Annotated in this window: 23 protein-coding genes and 1 pseudogene; 15 read left to right on the top strand and 9 right to left on the bottom strand. The window is 73.2% G+C overall.

Going from position 1 to position 26637, the window contains the following annotated elements:
* Window positions 1-22 precede the first annotated feature (22 nt).
* Together ACPXBU_RS20395 and ACPXBU_RS20390 are read right to left on the bottom strand one after the other, a co-directional pair.
* The gene (locus tag ACPXBU_RS20395; RefSeq protein ID WP_425759197.1) at window positions 23-1627 is read right to left on the bottom strand and encodes a DivIVA domain-containing protein; all 1605 of its coding nucleotides are present in this window, start codon (window positions 1625-1627) and stop codon (window positions 23-25) included.
* A 254-nt stretch (window positions 1628-1881) separates the two neighbouring features.
* Window positions 1882-3456, bottom strand: a complete 1575-nt coding sequence (locus ACPXBU_RS20390) for an FAD-dependent oxidoreductase (protein ID WP_425759196.1) — start codon at window positions 3454-3456, stop codon at window positions 1882-1884.
* A gap of 75 nt (window positions 3457-3531) precedes the next feature.
* Between ACPXBU_RS20390 and ACPXBU_RS20385 the strand changes: the two genes are divergently transcribed.
* The gene (locus tag ACPXBU_RS20385) at window positions 3532-4110 is read left to right on the top strand and encodes a helix-turn-helix domain-containing protein (RefSeq protein ID WP_425759195.1); all 579 of its coding nucleotides are present in this window, start codon (window positions 3532-3534) and stop codon (window positions 4108-4110) included.
* A gap of 77 nt (window positions 4111-4187) precedes the next feature.
* Here ACPXBU_RS20385 and ACPXBU_RS20380 read toward each other — a convergent pair whose 3' ends face one another.
* From ACPXBU_RS20380 to ACPXBU_RS20365, 4 genes and pseudogenes are all read right to left on the bottom strand, one after another.
* Entirely contained in the window at window positions 4188-7547 is a 3360-nt protein-coding gene (locus ACPXBU_RS20380) for a DUF7507 domain-containing protein (protein ID WP_425759263.1), read from the bottom strand.
* Between the two features lie 117 nt (window positions 7548-7664).
* Window positions 7665-9029, bottom strand: a pseudogene (locus tag ACPXBU_RS20375) (choice-of-anchor A family protein); the annotation flags it as partial.
* 170 nt (window positions 9030-9199) lie between these two features.
* Window positions 9200-9529 carry a TraR/DksA family transcriptional regulator gene (locus ACPXBU_RS20370; protein ID WP_425759194.1) on the bottom strand — a complete coding sequence of 110 codons (330 nt, stop codon included), beginning with the start codon at window positions 9527-9529 and terminating at the stop codon, window positions 9200-9202.
* A 10-nt stretch (window positions 9530-9539) separates the two neighbouring features.
* Window positions 9540-9797: a hypothetical protein gene (locus tag ACPXBU_RS20365; RefSeq protein WP_425759193.1), complete on the bottom strand. Its 258-nt coding sequence runs from the start codon at window positions 9795-9797 to the stop codon at window positions 9540-9542.
* Window positions 9798-10073: 276 nt separating this feature from the next.
* Between ACPXBU_RS20365 and ACPXBU_RS20360 the strand changes: the two genes are divergently transcribed.
* The 7 genes from ACPXBU_RS20360 (at window position 10074) to ACPXBU_RS20330 (ending at window position 15787) form a co-directional block, all read left to right on the top strand.
* Window positions 10074-11057 carry a dehydrogenase gene (locus ACPXBU_RS20360; protein ID WP_425759192.1) on the top strand — a complete coding sequence of 328 codons (984 nt, stop codon included), beginning with the start codon at window positions 10074-10076 and terminating at the stop codon, window positions 11055-11057.
* A 2-nt stretch (window positions 11058-11059) separates the two neighbouring features.
* Window positions 11060-11458: a 6-pyruvoyl trahydropterin synthase family protein gene (locus ACPXBU_RS20355; RefSeq protein ID WP_393371210.1), complete on the top strand. Its 399-nt coding sequence runs from the start codon at window positions 11060-11062 to the stop codon at window positions 11456-11458.
* A complete protein-coding gene (locus ACPXBU_RS20350) occupies window positions 11455-12540 on the top strand; it encodes a glycosyltransferase family 4 protein (protein WP_425759191.1) in 1086 nt (361 codons plus the stop codon). The genes ACPXBU_RS20355 and ACPXBU_RS20350 overlap by 4 nt, the downstream gene beginning before the upstream one ends.
* Window positions 12537-13355 (top strand): class I SAM-dependent methyltransferase, encoded by an 819-nt coding sequence (locus ACPXBU_RS20345; RefSeq protein ID WP_425759190.1) that lies wholly within the window; start codon window positions 12537-12539, stop codon window positions 13353-13355. The genes ACPXBU_RS20350 and ACPXBU_RS20345 overlap by 4 nt, the downstream gene beginning before the upstream one ends.
* Before the next feature lie 66 nt (window positions 13356-13421).
* On the top strand, window positions 13422-14360 hold the full coding sequence (locus ACPXBU_RS20340; protein WP_425759189.1) for a lysylphosphatidylglycerol synthase transmembrane domain-containing protein: 939 nt from the start codon (window positions 13422-13424) through the stop codon (window positions 14358-14360).
* A 57-nt stretch (window positions 14361-14417) separates the two neighbouring features.
* A complete protein-coding gene (locus ACPXBU_RS20335; RefSeq protein WP_393371198.1) occupies window positions 14418-15083 on the top strand; it encodes a GTP cyclohydrolase II in 666 nt (221 codons plus the stop codon).
* Window positions 15080-15787 carry a RibD family protein gene (locus ACPXBU_RS20330; RefSeq protein ID WP_425759188.1) on the top strand — a complete coding sequence of 236 codons (708 nt, stop codon included), beginning with the start codon at window positions 15080-15082 and terminating at the stop codon, window positions 15785-15787. The genes ACPXBU_RS20335 and ACPXBU_RS20330 overlap by 4 nt, the downstream gene beginning before the upstream one ends.
* Window positions 15788-15813: 26 nt before the next feature.
* Here the strand turns inward: ACPXBU_RS20330 and soxR are convergent, their stop codons facing one another.
* Window positions 15814-16272 (bottom strand): redox-sensitive transcriptional activator SoxR, encoded by a 459-nt coding sequence (soxR, locus tag ACPXBU_RS20325; RefSeq protein WP_425759187.1) that lies wholly within the window; start codon window positions 16270-16272, stop codon window positions 15814-15816.
* Between the two features lie 86 nt (window positions 16273-16358).
* Here soxR and ACPXBU_RS20320 point away from each other — a divergent pair, with 86 nt between their 5' ends.
* The 4 genes from ACPXBU_RS20320 to ACPXBU_RS20305 all read left to right on the top strand — a co-directional run bounded on the left by ACPXBU_RS20320 (window position 16359) and on the right by ACPXBU_RS20305 (window position 21162).
* Complete coding sequence (locus ACPXBU_RS20320; protein WP_425759185.1) at window positions 16359-17246, top strand: NmrA/HSCARG family protein; 888 nt, start codon at window positions 16359-16361, stop codon at window positions 17244-17246.
* 61 nt (window positions 17247-17307) lie between these two features.
* Window positions 17308-17769, top strand: a complete 462-nt coding sequence (locus ACPXBU_RS20315) for a GNAT family N-acetyltransferase (RefSeq protein ID WP_425759184.1) — start codon at window positions 17308-17310, stop codon at window positions 17767-17769.
* A gap of 71 nt (window positions 17770-17840) precedes the next feature.
* Window positions 17841-20552, top strand: coding sequence for an Hsp70 family protein (locus tag ACPXBU_RS20310; RefSeq protein WP_425759183.1), 2712 nt, complete (start codon window positions 17841-17843; stop codon window positions 20550-20552).
* Between the two features lie 37 nt (window positions 20553-20589).
* Window positions 20590-21162 (top strand): nucleosidase, encoded by a 573-nt coding sequence (locus tag ACPXBU_RS20305; RefSeq protein ID WP_393371184.1) that lies wholly within the window; start codon window positions 20590-20592, stop codon window positions 21160-21162.
* Between the two features lie 3 nt (window positions 21163-21165).
* On the opposite strand, the gene ACPXBU_RS20300 is transcribed toward ACPXBU_RS20305, so the two are convergent.
* Window positions 21166-22344: a low temperature requirement protein A gene (locus ACPXBU_RS20300; RefSeq protein WP_425759182.1), complete on the bottom strand. Its 1179-nt coding sequence runs from the start codon at window positions 22342-22344 to the stop codon at window positions 21166-21168.
* A 124-nt stretch (window positions 22345-22468) separates the two neighbouring features.
* Complete coding sequence (locus tag ACPXBU_RS20295) at window positions 22469-23653, bottom strand: low temperature requirement protein A (protein ID WP_425759181.1); 1185 nt, start codon at window positions 23651-23653, stop codon at window positions 22469-22471.
* A gap of 170 nt (window positions 23654-23823) precedes the next feature.
* Here ACPXBU_RS20295 and ACPXBU_RS20290 point away from each other — a divergent pair, with 170 nt between their 5' ends.
* The 3 genes from ACPXBU_RS20290 (at window position 23824) to ACPXBU_RS20280 (ending at window position 26513) form a co-directional block, all read left to right on the top strand.
* Window positions 23824-24672 (top strand): S1 family peptidase, encoded by an 849-nt coding sequence (locus tag ACPXBU_RS20290; protein ID WP_393371176.1) that lies wholly within the window; start codon window positions 23824-23826, stop codon window positions 24670-24672.
* Between the two features lie 96 nt (window positions 24673-24768).
* Window positions 24769-25794, top strand: a complete 1026-nt coding sequence (locus tag ACPXBU_RS20285) for a sugar kinase (protein ID WP_425759180.1) — start codon at window positions 24769-24771, stop codon at window positions 25792-25794.
* A gap of 110 nt (window positions 25795-25904) precedes the next feature.
* Window positions 25905-26513 (top strand): bifunctional 4-hydroxy-2-oxoglutarate aldolase/2-dehydro-3-deoxy-phosphogluconate aldolase, encoded by a 609-nt coding sequence (locus tag ACPXBU_RS20280; RefSeq protein ID WP_393371171.1) that lies wholly within the window; start codon window positions 25905-25907, stop codon window positions 26511-26513.
* The last annotated feature ends 124 nt before the right edge of the window (window positions 26514-26637 follow it).

The raw sequence follows: 26637 nt of genomic DNA, 5'->3' as shown, positions 1-26637 counted from the left end.
CCCGGGACGACGGTGGTCGAGGTCAGTGCCGGGCGGCGCCGTTCTCGCTGACCGGCTGCCCGAAGGCGAGGAACGGCACGGGCGTCGGGGCGTCCGGCCGGGTGAAGATCCGCTCGGGCTCCTGGATGTGCCCGTCGGGGCCGGCCGCACGGTCGGCGGACGCGGCCACCGGCTCGTCCACTGTGGTCGGTCTGTCGGAGCGCTCACCCTCGGTCGGGTCGGCACCGGGCCGGTCGGCCGTCGACTGATCAGTAACGGACTGGTCGTCTGCGGGTTGGTCGCCCTCGGCCCGCCCGGCGCCGGCCCGCTCGACGTAGGGCCGGTCGACGCTCGGCCGGTCGAGGTGGGACCGGCTGCCCACCATCGGGTACTCGGCGGTCTCCGGACCACCGGCTGCCGCCGCCATGACCGCGGCGGCGGCGAGGTCGGCGACCCGCTTCGCCTCGCGCTGCACCCGGGCGCGTACCTCCTTGGCGTGCCGCTCGGCGGAGTCTCCGGCCCGCCGGGCCTCCTCCAGTCGGGCGTTCTCGGCGGTGAGGTCCCGGCGGACCTCGCCGAGCCGCTGCTGCATGCGCGACAGCTCGTTCTCCAGCGTCTCGCCCTCCTGCTGGATCTCGGCGAGCTGCTGGCGGGCGGTGTCCAGCTCGGTGTGCAGCTCCTCGGCCTCCTGCCGGCGCTCCGCGATCTCCTGCTGGAGGGCGGTGAGTTGCTCCTGGTGACTGGCCGCCTGCTCGTCGGCCCGGTTACGCAGCTCGGTCACGTGCTGCTGGGCCTCGGCCAGCAGGGCGGCGATCTGCTGCTCGGTCGCGTCGCGCTGCTCGGCGAGCTCCTGCTCGGCCGTGGCCTGCTGCTCGGCGATGTCCTGCTCGGCGGCGGTACGCCGCTCGTTGACCTCTCGCTCCACGTTGGCCTGCCACTGGGCCATCTCCTGCTGGTTCTTGGCGCGGGCCGACTGGAGTTCCTGCTGGATCTGGGTGCGGGCCGACTTCATCAGCGCGTCGGCGGCGACGCGGGTCTGGTTGAGCTGCTGGGCGCTCTGCTCGGTGATTCGCTTCGCCTCGTGCTGGGCGCGCTCGTGGGCGGCCTCCCCGTCGGCGCGTAACTGCTCGGCGTGCTCGCGGATCGCGGTCAACTCGGCCTCGGCCAGGGTGCGCCGCTCCTCGTGCGCCTGCTCCTGTTCGGAACGCCGGGTCGCCAACTCCTCGGACAGGTCCTGCCGTGCCTGCGCGGCCCGCTCCCGGGTGTCGGTGAGGATCCGCTCCGACTCGCTGCGCAGCTCGTTGGCCCGGTCGGTGGCCGACTCGATGATCATCGCGGCCTGCTTGTCGGCGAGGGTCATGATCTCGGCGACCATCGGGCCCAGGTCGTGGATCGAGGCGCGGTCCACCTGCACCGGTTGCTCCCGCATCTCGGCCAGTTCGGTGCGCAACCGCTGCACCTCGGCGGTCAGCTCCCGGACCCGGACCGCGGAGCGGCCGTGCTCGCCGCTGAGCATCGTGATCTGACCGTCGAGCTGCTCCAGGTGCCGGTCCACCTGGCGTTTGTCGTAGCCGCGCAGGGCGAGCTCGAAGCTCGGCCGTGAGGCCGCATCGTCGCGTGTTGCGTGCGGCTCAGCGCCGATGGACATGCGCCATCCTCCGTACGATCGGGGGCGTGAGGGTCGGCGGTCGCCTGCCCCGCGGGCCGTCAGTGTGGCGCAACGCTACCGCCGAGCCGACCGCATGCGAAGTCCCGCCCCACCACGTCTCACCCCGCCGCCCCGCCCCCGCCCCACTCCCGCGCCCCTCCCGCCCTCCTTCCGCGTCGACCATGGAGTTGTGGCGGCCGACATAGGTCGTGGACCACCATCATTCCGGCACCACAACTGCACGATCGACGGGGTTAGCGGCGGCGGGCCAGGAGGACCGCGTCGTGCAGGGTCAGGGGCTGGCCGTCCGGGTCGGTGGCGGGGCGGGGGCGGGCCTCGGCGGTCAGTAGCTCCCACTGGGACTGGTCCAGGGTGGCGGCCACGTCCTCCGCGGTGAACATCATGTCCGGCATGTGCATGCGGCGCGCCGACGTCCACAGATCCGACGGGTGGTGCCCGACGATCAGCAGGACGCCGCCGGGCGCCACCGCCTCGGCCAGCCGGGCGAACAACTCCCGCCGCTGCACCGGAGGCAGGTGCATGAACTGCGCGGACACCAGGTCGTACGCCTGCTCGGCGGGCGGCTTGTCGCGCAGGTCGGCGTGGGTGAACTCGATCCGGTCGCCGACGCCGACGGTGTCGGCGTGCGCGGCGGCCCGACTCAACGCGGTGGTGGAGATGTCCACAGCCGTCACCCGCCAGCCCCGCTCGGCCAGCCACACCGCGTCGGCGCCCTCACCGCTGCCCACGTCCAGCGCGCGCCCCGGGGCCAGGTCCGCGGCCTCGGCGACCAGTTGCGGGTTCGGTCGGCCGCTCCACACCGAGGGCCGGGACCGGTAGCGCTCCTCCCACGCCGGCTCCTCGAACGCCGTGGCCACCACCTGCCGGTACTCGGCCACCGCCACGCGGGTGTCCTCGTCGATGAGGTCGGCGTTGATGGCGGCTGCGGCGGTGAGGCCGGCCGCGGCGGACGTGATGACCTGACCACGGATGTCGGCCACGTTGCCGGCCACCCAGACGCCCGGGACGCTCGTCGCGCCGGTGGGGTCGGCCGGGACCTGGGCGCCGATCACGTGCTCACCCATCGTCACCTCTTCCGGGGCGAGGCCCAGCCCCACCAACAGGCCGGCACGGGGAGTCAGCCGCGTCGCGACCACCACCGCGTCCAGTGCCACCACCCGGCCGTCGGCCAGCCGTACGCCGGTCAGCGCGTCGTCGGTCACCTCCAGCTCGGCGACCGGACCCGGCACCACGGCGATGCTCCGGGCGGCGAGCCGCTCGGCGGCCTCCGCGTCCGGCGCCGGGACGTCGTGCAGCAGGAGCAGGACGCTGGGGCTCCACTGTCGCCACATCTCGGCCTGGTGCACGGCCAGCGGCCCGGTCGCCAGCACGCCGATGCGCCGGTCCCGGACCTCCCAGCCGTGGCAGTACGGGCAGTGCAGCACGTCGCGCCCCCACCGCTGGGCCAGGCCGGGCACGTCGGGCAGCTCGTCGGTCAGCCCGGTGGTCACCAGCAGCCGACGGGCCCGCACTGCGCTCCCGTCGTCGAGGTCGAGCCGGAACCCGTCGTCCTCGCGGATCGCGGCCTCCACCCGTCCGGCGCGGAACTGCCCGCCGTACCCGGAGACCTCGGCCCGCCCGACCGCGAGCAGCTCGCCCGGCGGCGTCCCCTCCCGTCCCAGGTAGTTGTGCACATGGCCGGCCGGCGCGTTGCGCGGCTCGCCGGCGTCGACCACCAGCACCGACCGTCGCGCCCGGCTCAGCGCCAGGGCTCCGCTGAGCCCCGCGGCGCCGCCGCCCACCACCACCACGTCGTATGTCTCGTCCACCGGTTCTCCCTCTTCCCTCGTCGGCTGAGCCCACCATCCGTCGTCACCGGAAGACCGGCAACTATTCTTGCCGTTATGGCAAACGAGGACACTGCCGCGCTGGCGGCCGTCGGCCCACGGCTGCGTGCCCTGCGCCACCAGCGCGGGACCACGCTGACCCAGCTCGCCGACCTGACCGGCATCTCCGTGAGCACCCTGTCCCGGCTGGAGTCCGGCAGTCGCCGGCCCACCCTGGAGCTGCTGCTCCCGCTGGCCCGTGCCTACCAGGTGGCGTTGGACGAGCTGGTGGACGCGCCGGCCACCGGCGACCCCCGGGTACGTCCCAAGCCGATCGTCATCCACGGCATCACGTTCCTGCCGCTGACCCGCCGGCCGGGTGGCCTGCGGGCGTTCAAACAGATCTTCCCTCCGGATCCGACGGCCGGGGAGCGGACCCCGCAGACCCACGAGGGGTACGAGTGGCTCTACGTGCTCTCCGGCCGGCTGCGCCTGCTGCTCGGCGACCGCGATCTGACCCTGCTCCCGGGCGAGGTGGCCGAGTTCGACACGCGGATCCCGCACCTCGTCCTCAACCCCGGGCCGGGCACCGCCGAGGCCCTCAGTCTCTTCGGGCCGCAGGGGGAGCGGCTGCACGTCCGGGCCCGACCCGCCTGATCAAGCGATGGTGGTGGTGACATGGCGCGAGGGCCGGACCGGTTCCCCTCCGGTCCGACCCTCGCGATCATTCCGCGCTAGGCGCGGGCCCTACGCTGCCGTACGACAAGCAGCAGAGTGGCGCCGAGGAGCACCGCCAGCACGCCGGCAGCCATCCAACCGCCCATCGGGAACGACGCGCCGGTCACCGGGAGCTTTCCCTTCACCGGGATGGTGATGGTGGACTCGGGGGAGAGCGGCGCCGGACCGTCCGGCGGGGTGCCGGTGGCCGTCGCGGTGTTGCGCAGCGAGCCGTGGTGGTAGTCGGCCTTGCTGACCGTGTACGTCGCCGTGCAGGTCACGGCAGCGCCGGCGGCCAGCGTTACGGAACCGTTCGGGGTCCGTTCCGGACCGCAGGTGATCGGCCCCAGGTTGGCCGCAGCGGCCGGGGCGGTCAGCGTGTCGGTGACCGTCACACCGGTCAGCGCCACCTGGCCGGTGTTCGTCACCACGAACCGGAACGGCACGTGCTGGCCCGGTCGGCTGATCTTGTCGGTGCTGCTCGACTTCACCACCGTGATCGCCGCACCCCGAGTGGCCGTCACCTCGGCGGTGGCCGGTCCGGAGCGTACCGGGGTCGGCGGTTGCTGACCGGGAATGGTCGGCGGCGTGCCGGCGGCGACGGCGGTGTTGGTGACCCTGCCGGCCTCGATGTCCGCCGCAGTCACGGTGTAGGTCGACGTGCAGGTGGTGCTTCCCCCGGCCGGCAGGGTGACGTCGCCGTTGGCCACCGGCGGCGTGCCGCAGGTGATCGTCCCGGGTGTGCCGGTGCCGGAGAACGCGGTCTCGTCGACCGTCACCGCGCTGAGCGAGGTGTTGCCGGTGTTGGTCACCACGAACTGGTACGTGACCGTGTCACCGGCCGCGGAGACCACCGTGGGCGTGACCGCCTTGGTGATGGCGATCTCCGGGTGCGGGATCGGAATGTCCAGCGACGACGGCGGGGAGACCGGCGGCGGTCCGGTCGGTGGTGTGCCGGTGGCCGTGGCGACGTTGACAAGCGCCGTGCCGGCGAAGTCCTCCGCGGTCACCGTGTAGGTCGCCCGGCACTGGATGTCGGCGCCCGGCGCCAGGGTCACCTCGCCGTTCGGGATGTTCTGCGGACCGCAGGTGATCGGCCCGAGCCCGTTGCCCACCGACGGCGGCAGCACGGTGTCGGTGACGCTCACGCCGGTGAGCGTGAGGCCACCGGTGTTGACCACCAGGAAGGTGAACGGCACCTGCTGCCCCGCCGCGGTGATCGCCGCAGTCGTCGACGACTTGATCACGTCGATGGCGGCGACGAGCCCCGCCTCGGGGATGGTCAGCGTCGAGGGCGGCGAGTTCACCGGCGTCCCGCCGGGCGGCGTCCCGTGTGCGGTGGCGGTGTCGGTGACGCCGCCGTTGTCGAGGTCGGCCTGCGTGACGGTGTACGTCGCGGTGCAGCCGGTGGCCTCACCCGGCGCGAGCGTGGTCGTCGCGCAGGTGATCGGCCCGAGGTTGGCGTTCGACGACGGTGGTGTCTGGACGTCGGTCACGTTGACGGTGGTCAGGGTGAGACCGCCGGTGTTGACCACGTGGAACCGGTAGGGCACCTGCTGCCCGACGGTGGTGATCGCGGTGGTTTCGGAGACCTTGATGACCGAGATCGCGGCGACCAGTCCGGTCTCCGGGATGGTCAGCGTGGACGGCGGCGAGTCGATGGGAGTGTCACTGCCCGGCGGGTTGCCGTGCGCGGTGGCGACGTCGACGACCGCGTTGTTGTCCAGGTCGGCCTGGGTGACGGTGTAGGTGGCGGTGCAGGCGGTCACCGCACCGGGCGCGAGCGTGGTCTGCGGGCAGGTGATCGGCCCGAGGTTCGCGTTCGACGAGGGTGGGGTCTGCGCGTCGGTGACGGTGACGTTCGTCAGCGTGACGCCGCCGTTGTTGATCGCGAGGAACTGGTAGGGCACCTGCTGCCCGACCGTCGTGATCGACGTGGTGGTGGACGACTTGACCACCGCGATCGACGGGGTGACGTCGGCCGCCGGAATGGTCAGCACCGACTGGTCCGAGTCGACCGGCTCCTCCGTGCCCGTCGGAGTGCCGTGCGCGGTGGCGATGTCGGTCACCTCGTCGTGGTCCAGGTCGGCCTGGGTCACGGTGTAGGTGGCGGTGCACGTCGTGGTCTGGCCGGGCCCGAGCGTGGTCTGCGGGCAGGTGATCGGCCCGAGGTTCGCGTTCGACGACGGGGGATCCTGCACGTCCGTGACGTTGACGCCGTTCAGGGTCAGGCCGCCGCTGTTCGCCACGAGGAACTGGTAGAGCACCTGTTGACCCACCGAGCTGATCGCCGCGGTGGTGGAGAACTTCACAAGCGCGATGGCCGGGGCCACCTCACCGTTCGGGATGATCAGCGTCGACGGCGGCGACTGCACGGGTGGGCCGCTGGGCGGGGTGCCGTGCGCGGTGGCGGTGTCGCGTACCGCGCCGAAGTCCAGGTCGGCCTGGGTGACCAGGTACGTGGCGGTGCACGCGGTCCGCGCGCCGGGGGCGAGGGTGGTGGCGGCGCAGGTGATCGGGCCGAGGTTCGCGTTGGACGACGGCGGCGTCTGCACGTCGGTGACGCCGACGTTGGTCAGGGTGAACCCGCCGGTGTTGACCACGTGGAACGAGTACGGCACCTGCTGCCCGATGGTGGTGATCGTGGTGGTGGTGGACGTCTTCAGCACCGCGATCGAGGCGACCAGGCCGGTCTCCGGCAGGGTGAGCGTCGAGGGCGGCGAGTCCACCGGCGTGCCGCCGCCGGGCGGGGTGCCATGGGCGGTGGCGGTGTTGGTGACCTGGTCGTTGTCGAGGTCGGCCTGCGTGACGGTGTAGGTGGCGGTGCACCCGGTCCGTGCGCCGGGCGCGAGGGTGGTGACGGGACAGGTGATCGGGCCGAGGTTGGCGTTCGACGACGGCGGCGCCTGTACGTCCGTGACGTTGATGTTGGTCAGGGTGAGACCGCCGGTGTTGACCACGTGGAACGAGTACGGCACCTGCTGTCCGACGGTGGTGATCGACGCGGTGGTGGAGGTCTTCGTCACCGTGATCGACGGGATGAGCCCCGACTGGGGAATGGTGAGTGTCGAGGGTGGTGAGGTGGCCGTCGGGCCGCTGGGCGGCGTACCCCGGGCGGTGGCGGTGTCGGTGACCCCGCCGTGGTCGAGGTCGGCCTGGGTGACCGTGTAGGTCGCGGTGCAGGTGGTGGTCTGGCCGGGAGTCAGGGTGGTGAGCGGGCAGGTGATCGGGCCGAGGTTGGCGTTCGACGACGGCGGTGCCTGCACGTCGGTGATGCCGACGTTGGTGAGGGTCACGCCGCCGGTGTTGAGGACCAGGTACCGGTAGGGCACCTGCTGCCCGACCGTGGTGATCGACGTGGTGGTGGACGACTTCACCACGGCGATGGAGACGGTGGCCGGCGCGGGCGCCGGGATGGTCAGGGTGTCCGGTTCGGAGACCACCGGGGGCCCACTGGGTGGGGTGCCCTGGGCGGTGGCGACGTTCGTGACACCGCCGTTGTCCAGGTCGGCCTGGGTGACGGTGTAGGTGGCGGTGCACGCGGTCCGCGCGCCGGGGGCGAGTGTGGTGGCGAGGCAGGTGATCGGCCCGAGGTTGGCGTTCGACGACGGCGGGGTCTGCGTGTCGGTGACCGAGATGGTGGTGAGCGGGACGCCGCCGGTGTTGACCACGTGGAACGAGTACGGGACCTGCTGACCGACGCTCGTGATCACCGTGGTGGTCGACGACTTGATCAGGTCGATGCCCGCCGGCGTGCCGCCCGCGCAGGAGAGCGTGGTGCTGAACGGGAAGTAGTGGATCTCGCCGCCGCGGTGCTCCAGCGTACGGGTGATGACGCTGCCCTCGGTGTTGCTGGCCGAGAGGTCGGTGAGGCTGGCGTTGGGGGCGTAGATGGTGCCCTCGACCGTGGCCGCACCCGGGGTGAGGGTGAGCGCGGTGGCGGTCGGGAAGTTGAACAGGATGTAGCGCGCCTGCGGGCCGCCGATGCCGGCGAAGTTCGGGGCGGTCCAGGCGAAGTCGTTGCCGACGCCGCTGGTGTCCACGTTAACCAGCAGCGGGGTGTCCGCGGTGGGCTGGCTGGCGAAGGTAAGCGTCTGGATGTTGTTCAGGTCGTTCGCGCTGAGGTTGAGCACGTTCGTCACGCCGGGGGTCAGGGTGACCACGGCGTTGCTGCCCGCCGGGATCGGCCGGGGCAGCACGTCACCGTTCGGTGTGCGCAGCACCACCGTGTTGTCGCAGGTGGCCAGCCCGGCGGTGGTGTCGCGGAAACTCGCGAAGGCGCCGACGAAGTTGATCGGGGAGGCGGGTCCGACGCTGGCGACCGGCTGCCGGGTGACCAACTCGACCCGCGGCGCGGCGTCGTAGTTGTCCGACGGCAGGATCCGGGTGTTGACCTGGGCGCCGTTGTTGTCGGTGTCGCGGACGAACGTGCCGGTCAGGTCGCCGACCTTCGCGTATCCGCTGCTGAGCACCTGGAGGCGGCTGCCGCCGACGCTGCCGGCGAAGTTCACCCGTCCACCCACGACGAGAGCGGTCGGGTTGGCGTCACCGGGTACGACGAACGACCCCGCGGTCGCGCCGGCCACCTGGTAGGTGCCGAAGGTGAGGTCGCCGCCGACGGCGAGGGTGCCCTCGTTCTCGTTGTCGAACACACCTGCGTTGCCCTCGGTCATCACCCCGAAGCTCAGCGCCTCGGCGACCGGGTTGACCGGCCCGATGGCCTCGGCCGCGACAAGTCGTTGGTTCGGCGGGGGTTCGGCCGGCGTCGGGGCCAGCAAACCGTTGACCGCGAGCACGCCCGCCACGGCGACCATGGCCGCCGCCTGTGACCTGCGGCTACCCCACCACGAAATCCTCATCACGCCCCCGTTGGTTCGAATGTGCCAGGGGAGCGTATAGGGGCAAAAGAGCATTTGATGGGCTTTTGTCCGCTTTGCGGGTCGAGCGGCCGCAGACGAGATCGGGCCGCGCGGGCCGGACCGGTTTCACCTCCGGTCCGGCCCGCACGCGTTTCACACCAGCCCAGGTGTCAGCCCTTGTGCTTCTCCTGGCACGGCACGCAGAAGCGGACATGCGGGAGGACTTCGAGGCGTTCGGCCGGGATGCCCTTGCGGCACCTCTCGCAGGCGCCGTAGGTACCATCCGCGATCCGGCCCAGCGCGCCGGTGATCTGCTCGAGGTGGCGGCGGGTGGCCACCAGCAGAGCGGCCTGGTTGTGGGCCTCGCCCGGGTCGCCGGTGTCCGCGTTGAGTTCGGTCAGTTCCCGTAGCCGAGCCGTCTGCGTCGCGAACTCGTCCGCCAGGGACGCTCGTAGATCAGCCAACCAGCCGTGCTCGACAGCGCGTTGATCGATGCTCATGGTCTGCCCTTCAGAAGAACGAGGAAAAAGAAAAAGGGCCGAAGCTTGAGTAGCTTCGCCCTGCGGTCGTTTCGGGATGCAACGATTCCGCGGGAGGGCCTCGGCCGGTGCGCGCCAGGCTCGACGCCCCGCGCGTGGGCACGATGTACAGGGCGCCGACGACCGGCACTCCCATGCAGGCCTTGCCGCGCGGAACTGTCACGACGCGGGCAGCACTGCCAGCCGTCACGTCAGTGACGGCTGGCGAGCGGAAGGTCACCCACGGCATGCCCCCACCATAGGGCGGCGGATGCCCTAAAGCCAACGTCCCTTGATCCATGATCGACGCATCGGGACAGGCGATGGCACCCCGGGCGGGATCGGACTTCTGAGCACGGTCGAGGCACGACACCGGTGACGCGTCACCAGCACGGCGAGCAGCGTCCTCGGCCGATCACCGGAGAACGTCGAACTGTGGACGCGGTACCTCCGTGTTTATGATCGACGACCCCGACCGGGGACGGCCGCGCTGTTCGGCCGGGAGTAAGAGGTGAGGTGCGCGACGGTGATCCGCGAGGCGTACGCCTGCTGGGTGCGCGAGCCCGGCACGGCGGAGATCCGGCCGGTGTCGCTCCCGACGCCAGGCCCCGACGAGGTGCTGGTCCGGGCCCGCTACTCCGGGGTCAGCCGGGGCACCGAGACGCTTGTCTTCGCCGGCCGGGTGCCCACCGACCAGTACGCGGCGATGCGCGCGCCCTTTCAGGAGGGTGACTTCCCCGGCCCGGTGAAGTACGGCTACCTCAGCGTCGGCGAGGTCGAGCACGGCCCGCCGGAACTGCTCGGCCGCACGGTGTTCTGCCTGCACCCGCACCAGAGCGCGTACGTCGTGCCGGCCACCGCGGTGGTGCCCGTACCGGACGGGGTGCCACCCGCCCGCGCGGTGCTCGCCGGCACGGTGGAGACCGCGATCAACGCGCTCTGGGACGCCGCGCCCCTGGTCGGCGACCGGGTCACCGTGATCGGCGCGGGCATGGTGGGCTGCTGCGTCGCCGCCCTGCTCGCCCGGTTTCCCGGTGTGCAGGTCGAACTCGTCGACACCGATGCCCGCCGGGCCGGGGTGGCCGGCGCGCTCGGCGTCGAGTTCGCCCAACCGGCCGACGCGAGCGGCGACCGGGACCTCGTCGTGCACGCCAGCGCCACCGGCGCCGGCCTGCAACAGGCCCTGGACCTGCTCGCGCCGGAGGGCACTGTCATCGAGCTGAGCTGGTACGGCGACCGCCCGGTGCAGGTGTCGCTGGGCGGGTCGTTCCACTCCGGTCGGCTCACCGTACGCAGCAGTCAGGTCGGCATGGTCGCTCCCGCCCGGCGGGGACGGCGCAGTTACGCCGACCGGCTGGCGCTCGCCCTGGACCTGCTCGACGATCCGGCCTTCGACGCGCTGATCACCGGCGCGTCCCGGTTCGCGGAGCTGCCCGACGTGCTCGCCAGCCTGAGCGCGGGCGACCTGCCCGCGCTCTGCCACCTCATCACCTACGACGACGGGGAGTGACCGTGTTCAGCGTGACCGTTCGGGATCACATGATGATCGCCCACAGTTTCCAGGGCGAGGTGTTCGGTCCCGCCCAACGCCTGCACGGGGCGACGTTCGTGGTGGACGCGACGTTCCGCCGCACCGACCTGGACGCCGACGGCATCGTGGTCGACATCGGCCTGGCCACCGAGCAGCTGCGGGCCGTACTCGGCGAGCTGACCTACCGCAACCTCGACGACGAGCCCGCCTTCGCGGGGGTGAACACCACCACCGAGGTGCTGGCCCGTACGGTCGCGGATCGGCTGGCCGAGCGGGTGCACGCCGGCCAACTGGGCGCCGGCGCCCGCGAGCTGGCGGGCATCACCGTCACCCTGCACGAGTCGCACGTCGCCTGGGCCAGCTACGAGCGGTCACTGTGACAGACGCGGGCCGGACGACGCCCGCCACCGGCTCGGGTAGCACCGGCCGTACGGTGCACGTCGTCCTGCCCGGCGACATCGACGACCCGGCCACACCCAGTGGCGGCAACACCTACGACAGGCGCGTCTGCGCGGGGCTCACCGACCGAGGCTGGGCGGTGCACGAGCACGCGGTGCCCGGGGCCTGGCCGAGCCCCGGGCCGGCCGACCGGGCGGCACTGGCCGCGGTGCTCACCGCCGCCCCGGACGACGCCGTGGTGCTGCTCGACGGTCTGGTCGCCTCGACCGTGCCGGACCTGCTCGCCCCGCACGCCGACCGGTTGCGCCTGGTCGTCCTCGTGCACATGCCGTTCGACGACGAGGCGGAGGGCCGGGCGCTGGCCGCCGCGCGGGCCGTCGTCACCACCAGCGAGTGGACCCGCCGCCGCCTGCTGCTGCGCCACCCGCTGCGCCGCGACCGGATCCGGGTCGTGCCACCGGGCGTCACGGCCGCTCCGCTGGCGCCCCCCGGCTCGACCGCCGGGGACCGGTTGCTCTGCGTGGCCCCGGTTACCCGGCACAAGGGCCACGACGTGCTTGTCGACGCGTTGACGGTGCTGGCCGAGGTGCCCTGGACGCTCGTCTGCGCCGGCGCGCTGACCCGGGAGCCCGATCTGGTGCGCCGGCTGCGCGACCAGCTCGCCGACGTGGGCCTCGCCGACCGGGTGCGGTTGGCCGGGCCGCTGACCGGGGCGGCACTCGACGCCGCGTACGCCGCGGCCGACCTGCTGGTGCTGCCCTCGCGGGGCGAGACGTACGGCATGGTCGTCACCGAGGCGCTGGCCCGGGGCCTGCCCGTGCTGACCACCCGCGTGGGTGGCCTGCCCGAGGCGCTCGGCCGGACCGCAGACGGTGACCTGCCGGGACTGCTGGTGCCCCCTGACGATCCGGCCGCCCTGGCCGGCGCGCTGAGCTGGTGGTTGGGCGACGACCTGCTGCGGGCCAAGCTGCGGTCGGCGGCTGTCGGCCGGCGGCACACCCTGACCGACTGGTCGGTGACGACCGCGTCGCTGGCCGCCGTGCTGGAGGAGGTGGCGGGATGACCGTCGAGGAGACCCTGCCGTTCGCCGACTGGTTGCGCCTGCGGGAACCGGCCGACGCGGCGGCGCGCGCCGAGGACCTGCTGGACGTCGTACGCCCCCGGCTGACGGGTGCCACGCCGACGGTGATCCACGACCTGGGCAGCGGCACCGGTTCGATGAGTCGCTGGCTGGCCACCCGGCTGCCCGGCCCGCAGCACTGGGTGCTGCACGACCGCGACGCCGACCTGCTGGCCCGCGCCGCCGAGGGCATGACCGGCGTGGTCGCCGCCGACGGCGCGCCGGTCACCGTACGCACCCGGTGCGGCGACCTCACCCGGCTCGGCGCCGCCGATCTGGCCGACGGTTCCCTGGTCACCGCGTCCGCACTGCTGGACATGCTGACCGCCGAGGAGATCGAACGCGTGGTGGCCGCCTGCGTCGGCCGACCCACCCTGTTCGCCGTCTCGGTGACCGGGCGGGTTCGACTCACCCCGGCCGACCCGCTGGACGCGGCGGTCGAGGCCGCGTTCAACGACCACCAACGACGTACCGTCGACGGCCGACGACTGCTCGGCCCGGACGCCGCCGCCGCCACCGCCGCCGCGTTCGCCCGACGCGGCGTCGACGTGCGGGAACGGCCCAGCCCGTGGCGGCTCGGCCCGGAGCAGGCCGACCTGGCCGCCGAGTGGTTCCGGGGTTGGCTGGCCGCGGCCCGCGCGCAGCGTCCCGACCTGGCCGGCCCGACCGAGGAGTACGCCCGGCGTCGGCTGGCCGACGCGGCGGCCGGCCGGCTCACCGTCCAGGTCGAACACACCGACCTCCTCGCGGGCGGATGAACCGTTCACACCCTGGGTACGTGGACTGGTACAGGTGAACGATCTTCAAGGGGAGGGCCGGCGTCGATGTTCTGGGCCTGGGCACGAGTGGTCGGCGGGGTGGGTCTGCTCGCCGTCCTGCTGTGGCAGGTGGGCAGCGGCCCGTTCCTCGCCGGGGTGCGGCTGATCGACGTGCCGGCGTTGGCCGCCGCGCTTGTCATCGGGGTGCTCACCACGGTCTGCGCGGCGTGGCGGTGGAGCCTGGTCGCCGGCGGATTGGGCGTACGGCTGCCGCTGGCGACCGCGGTGGCGCACTGCTACCGGGCGGTCTTCCTCAACGCCACCCTGCCCGGCGGGGTGCTCGGCGACGTGCACCGGGCGGTCCGCCACGGCCGGGACGCCGGTGACGTCAGCCGGGGCATCCGCGCGGTGGTCTGGGAACGTACCGCCGGGCAGGTGGTGCTCGTCGGCGTCGCGCTCGTGGTGCTCGCCGCCTTCCCGTCCCCGGTGCGGTCGTATCTGCCGGTCGCCGCCGCGCTGCTGGTCGCGGCCGGGCTGGTCGCCGTGCTGCTGGCTCGGACCGTGCCGAACGCCGGCCCCTCGCGCTGGGCGCGGGCGCTGCGCACCGCGGGGGCGGACGTGCGATCCGGGCTGCTGTCCCGGCGCACCTGGCTCGGCGTGCTGATCGCCTCCGCGGTGATGGTCGCCGGTCACCTGGCCACCTTCCTGGTGGCGGCCCGCACCGCCGGCTCCGACGCCCCGCTGTCGCGGCTGCTGCCGCTGACGCTGCTCGCCCTGCTCGCCATGGGCCTACCGCTGAACGTCGCCGGCTTCGGCCCCCGGGAGGGGGTGGCCGCCTGGGTGTTCGGCGCGGCCGGCCTCAGCGCGGCCGAGGGCGTCGCCACCGCCACCGTCTACGGTGCCCTGATCCTCGTCGCCAGCCTGCCCGGAGCAGCGGTGCTGCTGGTGCGACGGAACCGACACCCGGTCGCCGCCCGGGAAGCCGCCCCCGTCGGCGGCTGTTGAGTCGGTGGTGAGGAACACGCGTCGCCGCGCGTCGGTGGCGCCGGACAGAGGAGTCCCATGCCCGAATCATTGCCGGTCGCCACGATCCGTACGCAGGTCACGGTGCCGTTGACGTTTCCCGACGGCTACGCCACGACGGTCCGGGTGTTCTCGTTCAAGGGCCTGGTCGACGGCCGGGAGCACCTCGCGCTCGGCCTGGGTGACTGGGCGGGCGCGCTGGACCGGCTCGCCGCCGGGGGAGAGCCGCCGCTGGTCCGCCCGCACAGCGAGTGCCTGACCGGCGACGTGTTCGGCAGCCAACGCTGCGACTGCGGGCCGCAACTGCGCGAGGCGGTGCAGCGGATCGCCGAGGCCGGTGGTTTCCTGCTCTACCTGCGGCAGGAGGGGCGGGGCATCGGCCTGTACGCCAAGCTCGACGCGTACGCGTTGCAGGACGCCGGGCTGGACACCTACCAGGCGAACGTCGCGCTGGGCCGTGGTGAGGACGAGCGGGACTACAGCGCCGCCGCGCAGATGCTCACCGCGTTGGGGGTGCCGCGGATCCGACTGCTGAGCAGCAACCCGGACAAGGCCGTGCAGCTGACCCGCCTCGGCGTGGACGTCGTCGAACAGGTGCCCACGAGCGTCTTCCTCTCGCCGGCCAACGCCGACTACCTGGCGGCGAAGGCCGCCAAGGCGGCGGAGATCGTCTCGGCCGCGCCCGACCTGCCTGTCGACAAGTGAGCGGCACACCGGCGCCGACGCGGCCGTACGTGCTGCTCAGCTGCGCCACCTCGATCGACGGGTACATCGACGACGCGTCCGACAAGCGGTTGCTGCTGTCCAACGACGACGACCTGGACCGGGTCGACGCGGTCCGGGCCAGCTGCGACGCGATACTTGTCGGCGCCGGCACCGTCCGCCGCGACGATCCCCGGCTGCTGGTGCGTTCGGCGAGCCGTCGGGCCGAACGGGTGGCGTGCGGGCGGCCCGCCTCGCCCACGAAGGTCACCCTGACCGCCCATGGTGACCTCGACCCGACCGCCCGGTTCTTCACCGCCGGTGACCCCACCCGGCTCGTCTACTGCGCCACGAGCGTGCGGGAGAAGACCGAGGAACGCATCGGTCGACTGGCCACGGTGGTGGACGCGGGGGAGCCGGTCGACCCGGCCTGGCTGCTGACCGACCTGTACGCGCGGGGCGTACGGCGGCTGATGGTGGAGGGCGGCGGGACGGTGCACGCCCAGTTCCTCGCCGCCGGTCTCGCCGACGAGCTGCACCTGGTGGTCGCCCCGCTCTTCGTCGGCGATGGCCGGGCGCCCCGGTTCGTCGGCGAGGGGCGCTTCCCCTGGCACCCGGGCCGGCGCGCCCGGCTGGCCGAGGCCCGCCAGATCGGCGACGTGGTGCTGCTGCGCTACGCCCTGTCCGACCGCTGCACCGAGGGCTGACACCGTCTGCCCGTGCCGGAGGCGCGTCACCGCGGCGTCGGCAGGCGGCGGGCGCCGGGGCCCTCGCGGCCCAACACGTCGCGGGGGTTTGTCAGGTGGCAGGCCCGCAGGGACAGGCAGCCGCACCCGATGCACGCGCTGAGGTCGTCCCGAAGTGCCCGCAGGTGCGCGATCCGCTCGTCGAGGACGCCGCGCCAGTCGGCGGACAGGCGAGCCCAGTCGTCGCGGGTCGGGGTGCGCTCGCTCGGCAGCCGGTCGAGGGCCTCCCGGATCACCGTGAGCGAGATGCCGACGTGTTGGGAGGCCCGGATGAACGCCACCCGGCGCAACGTGTCGCGGCTGTACCTGCGCTGGTTGCTCGCCGTCCGGCTGCTGCGGATCAGGCCCTTGCGCTCGTAGAAGTGCAGCGCGGAGATCGCGACGCCGCTGCGGTCGGCGACCTGGCCGACGGTGAGTTCGTGAAACGTGGTGCGAGCCCTGGGCATGGGACCAAGCCTAGGGCTTGACCTCAATCGAGGTTGAGGCCAGAGAATCGGCGGCGTCCAGAACCGCGAATCAGGGGAGCACCCTCATGGCACACGTTCTCGTCATCGGCGCCACCGGCAAACAGGGCGGTGCCGTCGCCGACCTGCTGCTCGAGCACGGCCACGACGTCGTCGCCTACGTGCGGTCGCCCGAGTCGCCCGCCGCGGTGACGCTGTCCACCGCCGGAGTCCGGCTGGTCACCGGCGACCTGGCCCACCCCGAGGGCCTGGCCGACGCCGCCAAGGGCGTCGACGCGATCTTCGGTCTGTCCGTGCCGTTCGGGGCCGGCGGTAGGGACGAGGAGGTCGCCCAGGGCCGCCACCTGGTCGACGTCGCGGCCCGCGCCGACGCGCACCTCGTCTACTCGTCCGTCCGCGGCGCCGGCCGGTCGACGCCTACCGACCTCGACCACGCCGACAGCAAGCAGCTCGTCGAGGCGTACCTGCGGGACCAGCGGGTCCGGGCGACGGTCCTCGGGCCGGTGTACTTCATGGAGAACGCGCTCAACGTCGGGTTCAGCCGCCTGACCGACGGTGTCCTGGCCAACCCACTCACCGCCGGCAAGCCCCTGGACCAGGTGACCGTCCGCGACATCGCCGGCCTCGCGGTGCACGCCGTCGAGCACCCGGACCTGTTCGTCGGCGAACGGATCGACGTCGCCTCCGACCGGGTCACCGGCGACGAGGCCGCCCGCATCCTCGGCGACGTGCTCGGCCGCGAGATCCCGTACCAGCAGATGCCGTTGGACCAGGTCCGGCAGTGGGCCGGCGACGAGATCGCCGACATGTTCCAGCGGTTCGAGGAGAACACCGACTTCGTCGACATCGACGGGCTGCGCGCCAGGTACCCGGAGGTGACCTGGCACCGCTACGCCGAGTGGGCCCGGACCGTCGACTGGGACCGCGTCCTGGCCGCCCGGCCGAGCTGGCAGTAGTCCGCCCGGCCGAGCTGGCAGTAGTCCGCCCGGCCCGGCCACGACCGATAGGGTGGCCGGCGTGCCGCGACTCGTGCAGATCACCCCGGACAACGTGGAATCCGCCTGCCGCGTGAGCGTGCGACCGGACCAGGAGAAGTTCTCGTCCCCGGTCGCCTGGTCCCTTGCCGAGGCGTACGCGCAGCCCGACGTCGCGTGGCCACGGCTGATCGTCGAGGGTGACGACATCGTCGGCTTCCTGATGGGTTTCTTCGACATCGTGTGGAACCCGGACAGCCCGGACGACAGGCGCTCGGGCCTGTGGCGGCTGAACATCGCCGCCGAGCACCAGGGTCGCGGGTACGGCCGCTTCGCGGTGCGGGCCGTCTGCGCCGAGGCGCGCGAACGCGGGCACGACCGCGTGTTCACGACGTGGGAACCGGGGGCGGACGGCCCGGAGCGGTTCTACCTCAAGCTCGGCTTCCGCCCCACCGGGGAGACCAGCGGCGGGGAGGTCGTCGGGGTACGGCACCTGACCGACTGATCAGCGGTGCGGCGTTGCCTGCGTACGATGCGGGGTCGAGTTCCCCTCGTCACGGCGGAGGTATCGGGCAGATGGCAGGCCAGCACGAGGGTTTCGCCCTCGGCGTCGACCTCGGTACGTCCAACACGGTCGCGGTGCTGCGCTGGCCCGACGGGCGGACCCGACCGCTGCTGATGGACGGTCAACCGCTCAGCCCCTCCGCCGTGTACGCCGACCCGGACGGCACCCTGCACACCGGGTGGGACGCCCGGCGGTTGGCGCAGACGGACCCGGCCCGGTTCGAGGCGAACCCGAAGCGTCGGGTGGACGAGCCGACGGTGGTGCTCGGCGACCGCTCGTACCCGCCGGCCGACCTGCTCGCCGCGGTGCTGGCGGCGGTCGCGCGGGCCGCGGTGGGCGCCGTGGGGTTTCTGCCTCCGGCCGTGCTGACCTGCCCGGCCGCCTGGGACGAGACGCGGCGGCAGGTGCTCGCCGACGCCCTGCTGCTGGCGGGCTGGCCGCAGGTGGCCGAGCACACCCTGGCCGGGCCGACGCCGCCGGGCACCCGGCTGCTGCGCGAACCGGTGGCCGCCGCCCGTTACTACACGCAGGTGCTGCATCGTCCGGTGCCGGTCGGCGACGCGATAGCGGTGTTCGACTTCGGCGGCGGGACGCTCGACGTGGCGGTGCTGCGCAACGAGGGCGCGGACCCGTGGGGTGACTCCGGCTTCAGCGTGGTCGCCGACGGTGGCCTGCCGGACCTGGGCGGCCTGGACCTCGACGCCGCGTTGGTGCAGCGGGTCGGCGAGCTGCTCGGGGAACGGCACGCCGCGCAGTGGGCCCGGCTGATCCGGCCGGAGGACCCGGCGCAGCGCCGTGACCAGGTGCGGCTCTGGGACGAGGTACGAGGTGCGAAGGAGACGCTGTCCCGCTCGACGGTGGCGCCCGTCGCGGTGCCGGGGGTGGCCGAAGCCGTCCAGCTCACCCGGGCCGACGTCGAGCGGGTGGCCACTCCGCTGCTGCGCCGCGCCGTGGAGCGGGCCCGGGAGGTGATCGCCGCGGCCGGGCTCAGCCCCGACCAACTCGCCGGGCTGTTCCTCGTCGGTGGCTCGTCGCGGATCCCGCTGGTGGCCCGGATGCTGCACACCGAACTGGGGGTCGCGCCGACGGTGCTCGACCAGCCCGAGCTGCCGGTGGCCGAGGGCGCGCTGACCGACCTGCCGCTGCGCCGACCGCTGCCGGCGTACGCCGGGCCGCAGCTCGCCCCGCCCGCACCGGCTCCGGTGAGTCCGCCCGCGCCGTCGCCCGGGCCGGCCGTACCGTCGCAGCCCTGGCCAGGCTCGGCCGCGCCGGCGGGTCCGGGTTGGGCCGGTCCCCCCGCGCCGCCGGCGGGTCCGCCCGCACCGGGAGGGGCGGGTGCCGCGCCGGCGGGTTCGCCCGGCGCGGCGCGCTGGCGGCGGGCGCGCTGGGTGGTGCTGGGCGCGGTGCTGGCCCTGCTCGGGGTGGGCGCCGCCGTCACGCTGTACCTGACCCGGGACCGCTACCCCGATCTGGAGTTCGCGGCGCTGCGCGAACTGTCCCGGCCGAAGGCCGGCGGCGAGCGACCGGCCGACATGTGGACGGCCGTGCTCGACGACCAGGCCTACCTCGGGTTCCCCCTGCCGGACGACCGGCTGGAGGTGGTGGCCGTCGACACCGGCACCGGCGACGAGCTGTGGCGCAGGGCGACCGACGTGCGGGCCGACGACTGGGAGGCGATCATCGCCGTCCCCGGGGCGGTCATGGTCCTCGCCGACGCACCCGGGGACAGCACGCCGCGCCCACTGGCCGTCCTGGACGGTCGTTCGGGCGCCCAGCGCTGGCAGCGCACGGTCCGCGGTGACGACGACATCTACGTCGCCGACGACACGGCGGTGCTCGTGGATCGTGGCGCGGCCCAACTGGTCGGCCTGCGCCTGAGCGACGGCACCCAGAAGTGGACCAAGCCGAACCCCCGCGACCAGTACGACGGCAGCCGCACAGTGGTCCGGCCGGTGGGCAGCGACGAGGCGGCGGGCGGACCGGCCTTCCTCGACGGCGCGCCCCGCAACCCGTGGACGGGCAAGGGGCGGCGACTCATCCAGGTGGGTGCGGACCGGTCCGTGCGGCTGCTCGACCTGGCATCCGGCGCCGTGCTGCGCCAGTGGGGCAACGTCGCCGACCTCGACGATCTGGTGGTCGCCCACGAGGACCGCCTGTTCGTGGCCGCCAGCGAGGGCGGGTACCAGCTGCTGGCGTACGACCTGGGGTCCGACGCGGAACCTGTGGTGCTCTACCGCTCCGGGAACGACGAGCAGCGCGCGAAGGCACTCGTGGCGTGCGGTGAGCGGCGGGCCTGCCTGTTGCAGGTGCCGAACAACGACGCCCAGCGCACCGAGGTGGTGGCGGCCACCGAGGGCGAACAGGCGGCGCACTGGCCCGCGCCGGGCGTGACCGACCTGGTGCCGGTGGGGGAGCAGGTGCTCGCCCAGCGGGAGTACCCGGAGCCGGCGGTCACCCTCTTCGACGCCGCCGGCGAGCCGGTGTTGCGGAACCGGGGCGGTGTGGGGGTCCGGCTGGACGAGGGCAACCTGCTGGTCTTCGCCAAGGCGCCCAGCACGTTCGCCGACAACCGCGTGCTCGCCGGGGTGTGGACCGAATCCGGTGAGGTCGACGAGTTGGGCGAGCTGAAGGACGTCCGCAGCGCGTCCTGCTCGTGGAACACCCACGTGATCGCCTGCGGGGCGGAGAAGGACTTCGTCCTCTACCGCTTCACCAAGGACTGAACCCACCCCTGCGGAGCTGACCTCGTACGATGCTCCGGTGAATCTTCGGGGTACGGTCCGCGCCGATCGTCCGCTCGTGGTGCTCGCCGTCGGGGAGGAGGCCCGTTACCTCCCTCCCGAGCTGCCGGTGCTGCTGACCGGCATGGGCAAGGTGAACGCCGCCAGCGCGGTGGCCGCGGTGCTGGCCGCCGGGCCGCGCCCCGCCCTGCTGCTCAACCTGGGTACGGCGGGCGCGTTGCGCCCCGGGTGGGCCGGCATCCACGAGGTCGCCACCGTGCTCCAGCACGACCTGGACACCGACCTGCTGCGCACGCTCACCGGCGAGACCTACGGGGCGCCGCTGACCCTGGCCGCCGAGGGCGCGGTGCTGGCCACCGGTGACACGTTCGTGGCCGACGACGCGGCGCGGGACCGGTTGGCGCGGCGCGCCGACCTGGTCGACATGGAGGGGTACGCGGTGGCGTGGGCCGCCGCGCAGGCGGGTGTGCCCTGCCGACTCGTCAAGCAGGTGAGCGACGAGGCGGGAGACGGCGCGGCGCGCACGTGGCGGGAGTCGGTGGACGCGTGTGCCCGGGACCTCGCCGAGTGGGCCGGCCAGCGCTTCGGCTGACCGTCAGTCGTCGGGTTGCCGCACCCGCAGACCGGGCGTCGTCTCCCGGGCCGCTCCCGGTATCAGGATGTGCGCCGCCAGCCCGAGCGCCACGAACGTGGTGACGAGCAGCGGCGGCCACTGGCCGGCCCAGGGCAGGGTCAGCAGCGGCACCGGCAGGCAGAGCATTCGCCGCCACGGCACGATCATCGACACCAGCAGGGTGAACAGGACGCGACCAATCACGAACAGCGCCGGGCCACCCAGGATCAGGAGGAGCCACCCCACCGGTGTCCGGCCGGTCGGCCGGGTGACGACCAGGTCGAACGAGGCCGCAGTGGCGACCACGCCGGCCAGCATCACCAGATGGGTGTACGGAGCCGCCCGCGCCGGACGGCCCGCCCGCGCCCCGGCCTCCAGCAACTCGCCGGCCCGGAACACGTAGACCTGCCACAGCAGCAGCATGATGGCGAACGCGCAGAACAGCGCGGCGACCCGGAGTCCGGCGAACTCGCCCCGGCTGACCTGCAGGGTGGGCACCAGGATGATGTCGCCGAGGGCCAGGATGACGAACTGTTGATACCGCTCGCCCAGGTGCGCCGTGGTCCGCTCGTACTGGTCGAAGGGCACCCGGCCCAGCCCGGGCGTGGGATAGCGGGCCGCCGCGGAGACCAGGTCGATCGTGACGGCGACGACCCAGAGGGTCCAGTTCACCTCGCCGGACAGCGCACCGGTGATCCAGAAGACGCCGGACACCAGGAACCAGAACAGGAACCGGGTCGCGCGGATCATGGCCGACCGGTGTCGCTGCTGGTACAACCTCGTGATCAGGATGATGCCGCGAATCACGTGCGTGCCGACGTACGCCATGGCGAAGACCAGCGCGTGCCCACTGGTGATCTTCGGCAGCGACGCGCCCATCCCCACCGCCCCGACCATGGCGACCATCAGGATGACCTGGATCGGGCGCTGCTGCGGGTCGTAGAACTCGGTGGTGGTGGAGGTGACCGACCAGGTCCACCAGATCGCCGTCAGCATCAGCAGCACCGTCGCCGCGCCGGACCAGGTGTGGCGTCCCGCGAGCAGCGTCGAGGTCAGCGCGAGGGAAGCCACGAAGACCACGTCGAACAGCAATTCCAGCAGCGTGGCCCGGGTCGACCCGTCCGGCCGGCGTACCAGTGCCGCGGTGCCTCCGGTGGTCATGCCCGGCCTCCCGCCGTGTCTTCGGAGAATTATCGGTGGCCCCGGCGCGGACGTCCCCGGATCGGCGATTCCCGCCGGTCGGGGGAGGAGGGCGGCCTGGTGGGCTCGCGCACCTCGCCCGAGGTCAGGCGTCCTCGGCCCGCCGGACGTTCAACCCGGGCGCGGTCTCCCGGTCTCCGGCGGGGACGAAGATGTGACCGGCCAGCGCGAGCGCCACGACGGCGGCGACCAGCAGCGGCGGCCAACCGCCGGCCCACGGCAGCACGAGCAGTGGCGTGAGCTGCCAGGCCACTCGCCGCCACGGCACGCTCCAGCCCACCAGCAGGGCGAGCAGGACGCGGCCGAGCACGAACAGCGTCGGACCGCCGAGGATCAACACGAGCCACCGCACAGGTGTCGTCCCGGTCGGATGGTGAACGACCATCTCGAACGAGGCCGCCGTGGCGACCACACCGCCCAGCAGCACCAGATGGGTGTACGGAGCCAGCCGCACCGGTCGGTGCGCCCTGGCCTCGGCCGCCACCATCAACTCGCTGGCGCGGAAGACGTAGATCTGCCAGAGCAGCAGCATGGTGGCGAACGCGCAGAGCAGGGCGAGGACCCGGAAGAACTCGAGGTCGCCCCGGCTGACCTGCAGGGTCGGCAACAGCACGATGTCGCCGAGGGCCAGGATGACGAACTGCTGGTACCTCTCGCCCAGGTGCCCGGTGATCCGCTTGTACTGGTCGATGGGCACCATGCCCAGCCGGGGCGTGGGGTAGCGGGCCGCCGAGGCGACCAGGTCGATCGTGATGGCGATGGTCCAGAGCCCCCAGTTCGGACTGTGCGACAGCGCGCCGGTGACCCAGAAGACACCGGACACCGTGAACCAGAAGAGAAACCGGGTGGCCCGCTCCCTGGCCGTCTGGTGTCCCTGCCGGTGCAGGGCGACGACCAGGATGACGCAGCGACTCACGTGCGTGCCGACGTACGAGATCACGAAGAGCAGCAGGTGCGCGACGCTGACCATCGGCAGCGCCACCGCCATCCCCACCGAACCGACCATGGCGATCATCAGGACGGCCTGGATCGGGCGCTGCCGCGGGTTGTAGAACTCGGTGGTGGTCGCGGTGAGCGACCAGGTCCACCAGATGGCCGTCAGCATCAGCAGCACCTTGGCGCTGCCGGACCAGGTGTGCTCCTCGGTCAACAGTGTCGACAGCAGCGCGAGGGCGGCCACGAAGACCACGTCGAAGAGCAACTCCAGCAGCGTGGCCCGGGTCGACCCCTCCATCCGGCGTACCAGCGCCGCATCTTCTCCGGTGGTCATGCCCGGCCTCCCGCCGTGTTCCCGAGGATTATCGGCGGCGTCGGCGGGGCCCGTCCGCGGATCGGCGATTCCGCACCGGCCGGTGCGGGGACGGCCCGAGGTTGCCACGGCGTCGGACCCGGGGCGATGCTTGAGGACATCCATCATGCTCGATCCTCGCGGAGGTTCGGATGCGCCGCTCCCCGCTCGTCGCCCTCGTCCTGACCACCCTCCTGCTCGTCGCGCCCAGCACGGCGCGCGCCGCCGCCCCCGACCGGGCCGCCGACGCGGCGGCCACACTCGCCGGGGTACGCACCGCGGGCACCGCCTGGGGCCTCGACCCCGCCACCGGCCGGATGACCCTCACCGTCGACGACACCGTGGCCCCCGCCGAGCTGGCGACGCTGCGGGCGACCGCCGACCGGGCCGGCGTGCTGCTGCGCCGCGAACCCGGAACGTTGCGCCCGCTGATCGCCGCCGGCCAGGGCATCTACGGCGGTGGGGCGCGCTGCTCGCTCGGCGCGAACGCGCGCAGCGGCAGCACCTACTACGTGATCACCGCCGGGCACTGCACCACCGCCGCCGCCACCTGGTACGCCGACAGTGCCCAGACCACGGTGCTCGGCACCCGGACCGCCACCAGCTATCCCACGAACGACTACGGGCTGATCCGCTACACCGGCCGGATCGCCCATCCCAGCGCGGTCTACACCTACCCCGGTCTGCTGACCATCCAACGGCCCGGCACCGCGTACGTCGGTCAGGCGGTCTGTCGCAGTGGCGTCACCACAGGCGTGCGGTGCGGCACCGTCACCGGCCTCAACCAGACGGTCAACTACGCCACCGGCGTGATCTACGGCCTGATCCGCACCAACATCTGCGCCGAGCCGGGCGACAGCGGCGGACCGCTCTACGTGGCATCGACAGGCACCATTCTCGGCATCCTCTCCGGTGGCAGCGGCAACTGCACCGCCGGCGGCACCACCTACTACCAGCCGATCGGGGAGGTGCTGGCCGCGTACGGGTTGACGGTGCCCTGATCATCGAGGTGTGACGTATGACGGGTTGCCCGTCTCGCGCCGGAACACCTAGGCTCGGCGGCGCCCAGGATCCCCGCCGCGAGGACGTGTGCCCCGATGCCGACCGACTCCCCACCCGACGACGCGACCGTCCCGGCGGGCCCCGCGCCGATCGAGGTGGCCGCGGTCGGGGAGACGATGGTGGTGCTCTGCCCCGCGCCCGGCGAGCCGTTGGAACACGCCGGACAGGTCGCCGTCTCGGTCGGCGGCGCCGAGTCCAACGTGGCCGGCTACCTGGCCCGGCTGGGGCACCGGGCGGCCTGGGTGAGCCGGGTCGGCGACGACCCCTTCGGTCGGGCCGTCGTCCGGCACGTCGCCGCGACAGGCGTCCGCGTCGACCACGTCAGCGTGGACCCGACCGCCCCCACCGGCCTCTACGTCAAGGACCCCGGCCCCGAGGGCACCGCCGTGCACTACTACCGGGCGGGTTCGGCGGCCTCCCGGATGGACCCCGGCACGCTGGCCGCGCCGGGTCTGGCCGGCGCCCGTGTGCTGCACCTGTCCGGGATCACGCCGGTGCTCTCCGCCTCCTGCCGGGAGCTTGTCGAGCACGCCGTGGCGGACCGGCCACTGGCCGGTGCGCTTGTCAGCTTCGACGTCAACCACCGGGGTCGGTTGTGGCCCGCCGAGCAGGCCGCCGAGGTGCTGCGCGACCTGGCCGACCGCAGCGACCTGGTCTTCGTCGGTCAGGACGAGGCGGAGACGCTGTGGGGCACCGCCGACCCGGCGGCCGTACGCCGGCTGTTGCCCGGCCCGGAGACGGTGGTGGTCAAGGACGGCGCGGTGGGTGCCACCGCGCTGCGCCGGGACGCCGAGCCGGTCTTCGTCCGCGCGCCCCTGGTGGCGGTTGTGGAACCGGTCGGCGCCGGAGACGCGTTCGCGGCCGGCTACCTGGCGGGGCTGCTGCGCGGCCTCGACCCCGTGCGCCGCCTGCGCCTCGGTCACCTCGTCGCCGCGCAGGCGTTGACCAGCAGCGGCGACAACGCCCCGGTCCCGCCGTGGGCCTGGTTCGAGCGGCTGATCGACGCCCCCGTCGAGGCCTGGTCGCCACTCGACCTGACCGGCGCGCTGGCGGCGGCCTGAGGAGCGCCCTCGGCTCCCGACCGGGCCAGGTCGGCGTTCGACCGGGCCAGGTCGGCGTTCGACCGGGCCAGCAGGCAACAGATTCACCGCGATCTCGGATGGAGTGCACCATGACCACAGCGGATTTCGAGCACATCTTCGGCGGCGCCCGGGTGATGGCGATCCTGCGCGGCCTGCCGGTCGCCGAGACCGTTCGGCTCGCCGAGCGCGCCTGGGACCTCGGCATCGACGTGGTGGAGGTCCCGGTGGCCACCCCGGACGCCGTACCGTCGCTGCGCGCCGCCGTCGAGGCGGGCGCCGAGCGGGGCCGGATCGTCGGCGCGGGCACCGTGCTCGACGCCGAGCAGGTCGCCGCGGCCGCCGACGCGGGCGCCAGGTTCACCGTGGCGCCCGGCCTCGACCTCACGATCGCCGACGCGGCCGCCGCGCGTGGCCTGCCGCACCTGCCCGGCGTGGCCACTCCCACCGAGGCCCAGCAGGCGCTGCGGCACGGCCTCACCTGGCTCAAGGCGTTTCCCGCGATCACGCTCGGGCCGGCCTGGTTCAAGGCGATGGCCGGCCCGCTGCCGCAGTTGCGCTTCGTCGCGACCGGCGGCCTGGACGCCAGCAACGCCGGCGCGTTCCTCCAGGCCGGCGTACGGGTGGCAGCCGTCGGTTCGGCCCTCTCCGACCCCACCCAACTCGACGCCCTCGCCAAGCTGACCAGCCCCTCCCTCTAACCCTCCCGCCCACCCCCGCCCCCCGCCCCCGCCGTCCCGCCCCCGCCCCGCCGCCCCGCCGCTGGGCGGCGGGGCGGTTGATCATGAGGTTGTTGTCACGACACGCCGCGACGGTCGGCTATAA

The organism is Micromonospora sp. DT231, assembly GCF_049847025.1.
In the GTDB taxonomy this organism is placed as follows: Bacteria; Actinomycetota; Actinomycetes; order Mycobacteriales; family Micromonosporaceae; genus Micromonospora.
This window is presented reverse-complemented; position numbering and strand designations above follow the sequence as displayed.